The following is a 3,867-nucleotide window of genomic DNA, read 5'->3' as shown; positions in this document are numbered from 1 at the left end:
CCTTCTCCCCGTCACTATACGGGGAGAAGTGCCCGGCAGGGCGATGAGGGGCGGCTCGACGCTGCCGCATGACATCGAAGCGACGAAGGGTCGGCAATCGTGACTTCCAGCCAATCCCATCGGCTCGGCAATGGCGGTCTCATCGACCGCTCGGTGCCACTGAACTTCCGTTTCGACGGCAAGGCTTTCTCCGGCTTCCAGGGCGATACGCTCGCCTCCGCGCTGATCGCCAACGGCGTCAAGCTGGTCGGCCGCTCATTCAAATACCATCGCCCGCGCGGTATTCTCACCGCTGGTTCGGAAGAACCCAACGCGCTGGTCGAGCTGCGCACCGGCGCACGGCGCGAGCCGAACACCAAGGCGACGACAGCCGAACTCTATGACGGGCTCGAGGCCGCCAGCCAGAACCGTTGGCCGTCGCTGCGCCACGATTTGATGTCGGTGAACCAGCTGTTCGCGCCGATCTTCGTTGCCGGCTTCTACTACAAGACTTTCATGTGGCCGGCGAAATTCTGGGAAGCGATCTACGAGCCGGCGATCCGCCGCGCCGCCGGCCTCGGCCGTGCCTCAGGCATCGCCGATCCCGATCACTACGACAAGGCATGGGCGCATTGCGATGTGCTGATCGCCGGTTCAGGTCCGGCCGGTTTGGCCGCGGCATTGGCAGCCGGCCGCGCTGGCGCCCGCGTCATCCTGTGCGAAGAGGATGTTGTCCCCGGCGGCCGCCTGCTGTCGGATGGCGGCACGATCGATGGTGTTCCGGCCGCCGAATGGCTGTCGCGGACGCTGGCTGAATTGGCCGATATGCCGGACGTCCGCATCATGACCCGCACGGCACTATTCGGCGTCTACGATGGCGGCGCCTATGGCGCGATCGAGCGGGTCAACGACCACCTGCCCTCGCCGCCTCAGCATCAGGTGCGACAGCGGCTGTGGCGGATCGTGGCGAAGCGCTGCGTCGTCGCGGCCGGCGCCATCGAACGGCCGATCGTCTTTGCCGGCAACGACACGCCCGGTGTTATTATGGCGTCCGCCATGCGCACCTATGTCGCGCGCTATGCGGCGACACCGGCAAAGCGCCTCGCGCTGTTCACCAACAATGAGGATGGCTGGCGCACGGTCGAGACTGCACTCGGGGCCGGCCTGCAGATCGCGGCGGTCATCGATGCACGGTCCGAAGTGTCGCCAGCGCATCGTTCGCTGGCCTCCAAGGGCGGCTTCCCGGTGCTGCATGGTTCCGTCAGCGGCGTCGATGGCGGCAAGGATGGCGTCAGGAAAATCGCGGTCTCGCTGACCGGTGGCGCGCGCGCCGAGGTCGAAGCGGACGGCCTCGCGGTCTCTGGCGGCTGGAACCCGGCTGTCGGGCTGACTTCCTACCATCGTGGCCGGCCGAAATGGCAGAACGACATATCTGCCTTCGTGCCGGACGGCGCGCCTCCAGGCATGGTCGCCGCGGGTGCCGCCAATGGCGATTTCGGCCTCGGCGCCTGCCTGAGCGAGGGATTTGCCGCCGGCGCGGCAGCGGCGCGTGACACGGGACATAGCGGCACAGTGGGTATCGCGCCTGCCGCCGACGACGAGGCATTCTCGCTGACGCCGCTATGGCACGTCGCCGGCAAGGGCAAGGCGTTTGTCGATTACCAGCACGACGTCACCGCCTCCGACATCGAACTGGCGCAACGCGAAGGCTTTGAATCCGTCGAGCACCTGAAGCGCTACACGACGCTCGGCATGGCGACCGACCAGGGCAAGACCTCCAATGTCGCCGGCCTTGCCATCATGGCCGCGGTCAGCGGCCGTTCGATCCCCGAGACCGGCACGACAATCTACCGGCCGCCTTACGTGCCGGTCGCCATCGGCGCCTTCGCCGGTCATCATCGCGACGAGACGTTTCATGCGACGCGGCTGACGCCGTCGCACCACTGGGCGGCCGAACAGGGCGCAATCTTCGTCGACACCGGCCTGTGGAAACGTGCGCAATGGTACCCTCGCGCCGGCGAGAAGGACTGGCTGGAATCGGTGACCCGCGAGGTCAAGGCGGTGCGCGGCGGCGTCGGCTTCTGCGATGTCTCGACGCTCGGCAAGATCGACGTGCACGGCCCCGATGCCGGCGCCTTTCTCGATCGCGTCTACATCAACACCTTCTCCAGCCTCGCCGTTGGCAAGGCGCGCTATGGGCTGATGCTGCGCGAGGACGGCATCGTCTATGACGATGGCACGACATCGCGGCTGGCCGAGGACCACTATTTTCTGACCACCACCACGGCCAAGGCCGGGCTGGTGATGCAGCATCTCGAATTCTGCCGCCAGGTGCTGTTCCCGGAGCTCGACGTGCAGCTCACTTCCGTCTCGGACCAGTGGGCGCAATTCTCGATCGCCGGGCCGAAGACACGCGACCTGCTCAGGGAAATCGTCGACCCGGCCGAAGACCTTTCCAACGAAGGCTTTCCATTCATGGGCGCGCGCGAAGTAGCACTTCGCGGGGGCCTGAGGGCACGGCTGTTCCGTATCTCGTTCTCAGGCGAGATGGCTTTCGAGATTTCAGTGCCGGCGCGCTTTGGCGATGCCATGGCGCGCAATCTGATGCTGGCCGGCGCGCCATTCGGCGTGACGCCCTACGGCACCGAGGCGCTCGGCGTCATGCGCGTCGAAAAGGGCCACATCGCCGGACCGGAACTGAGCGGCACGACGACGGCGGCCGATCTTGGCCTGGGCAAGATGATGTCGACCAAGAAAGACTATATCGGCCGCGTCATGGCCGGACGCGAGGCGCTGGTAGCCCCGGACCGGCAGGTCGTCGTCGGCATCAAGCCGACGGACAAGGCACGCCGGCTGCGCTCCGGTGCGCACATCATCCCGAAGGGACAGACACCCGGCCCCGGCAACGACCAGGGCTATGTCACCTCGGTCTGCTTCTCGCCGACGTCGGATCAGTGGATCGGGCTCGCGCTTGTCGAACGCGGCCGCGAACGCATCGGCGAGATCGTGCATGGGCATGACCCGTTGCGCGGCGAAGACTACGATGTCGAACTCTGCAATCCCGTCTTCTACGATCCGGATGGAGGGCGCCAGCGTGGTTGATTTTTCCTGGGCTCCCCGCAGTCCCCTTGAAAAGGCGCTTGTTGCCGGCGTGCATGGTGCACGCGGTATCGAGGCCGGCGTCTCGCTGACCGAGATCCGCAATTTTGACCTGATCCAGATCATGGCGAGGCGCGGCCAAGGGGCTGATCTGGCGAAAGCGGCCAGGGCCCGTTTCGGCGCGGTGCCACCGGATGCGCCGAAGGCGGTACAGACTCCGGATGCCACGCTGATCTGGTCGGGGCCGGATCAGTTCTTCGTTCTGTCAAACGGCGGCAAGCACACGACGCAGACGTTGACGCCGGCATTCTCCGGCTCCGCCTCGCTGTCGGATCAGTCGCATGCACGGGTCTTGATCAGCATTTCGGGCGTCAAGGCACGCACCATGCTGGCGAAACTGTCTTCGATCGACTTGCACCCAACGACGTTCCCGGTTGGCGCCGCCGCCGCGACATCGATGGATCACACCAGCGTCACGCTCTGGCGCGGCGGCGATCGGCCGGATGGGCAGGCGGTGTTCAACCTTCTGGTGTTTGCGACCTTCGCCGAAAGCCTTTGGCATACGGTGCTGGATTCGGCTGCGGAGTATGGTGTCGATATCCGCCACAGCGAGGAACTGGTCTAGTTTTCAGTTTTCGTCGGAATGGCCAATTCCGAGCGTCGGCGCCGCCCCTTGTATCTGCACGAGATGATTATGTGCGATGGAAGCGATTGAGCCTCGGGCCGGATGGCCATCCGGCCCGAGGCTTGGCGAAGTCGCCCGCTGCCCCTCCGGCTACAACCGTCAAT

Annotated in this window: 2 protein-coding genes; both read left to right on the top strand. The window is 65.5% G+C overall.

Annotated features, from left to right (window positions below; all coding sequences use genetic code 11):
* The first annotated feature begins 99 nt into the window (after positions 1-99).
* Positions 100-3,081 carry a sarcosine oxidase subunit alpha gene (locus tag EN906_RS25940; protein WP_127269577.1) on the top strand — a complete coding sequence of 994 codons (2,982 nt, stop codon included), beginning with the start codon at positions 100-102 and terminating at the stop codon, positions 3,079-3,081.
* Positions 3,074-3,703, top strand: a complete 630-nt coding sequence (locus tag EN906_RS25935) for a sarcosine oxidase subunit gamma family protein (protein ID WP_127269576.1) — start codon at positions 3,074-3,076, stop codon at positions 3,701-3,703. The genes EN906_RS25940 and EN906_RS25935 overlap by 8 nt, the downstream gene beginning before the upstream one ends.
* Positions 3,704-3,867 lie beyond the last annotated feature (164 nt).

The sequence above is a fragment of the Mesorhizobium sp. M7A.F.Ca.CA.004.06.1.1 genome, assembly GCF_003999135.1.
GTDB lineage: Bacteria > Pseudomonadota > Alphaproteobacteria > Rhizobiales > Rhizobiaceae > Mesorhizobium.
The sequence above is the reverse complement of the archived record's forward strand: the minus strand, read 5'-3'. Positions and strand labels throughout refer to the sequence as shown.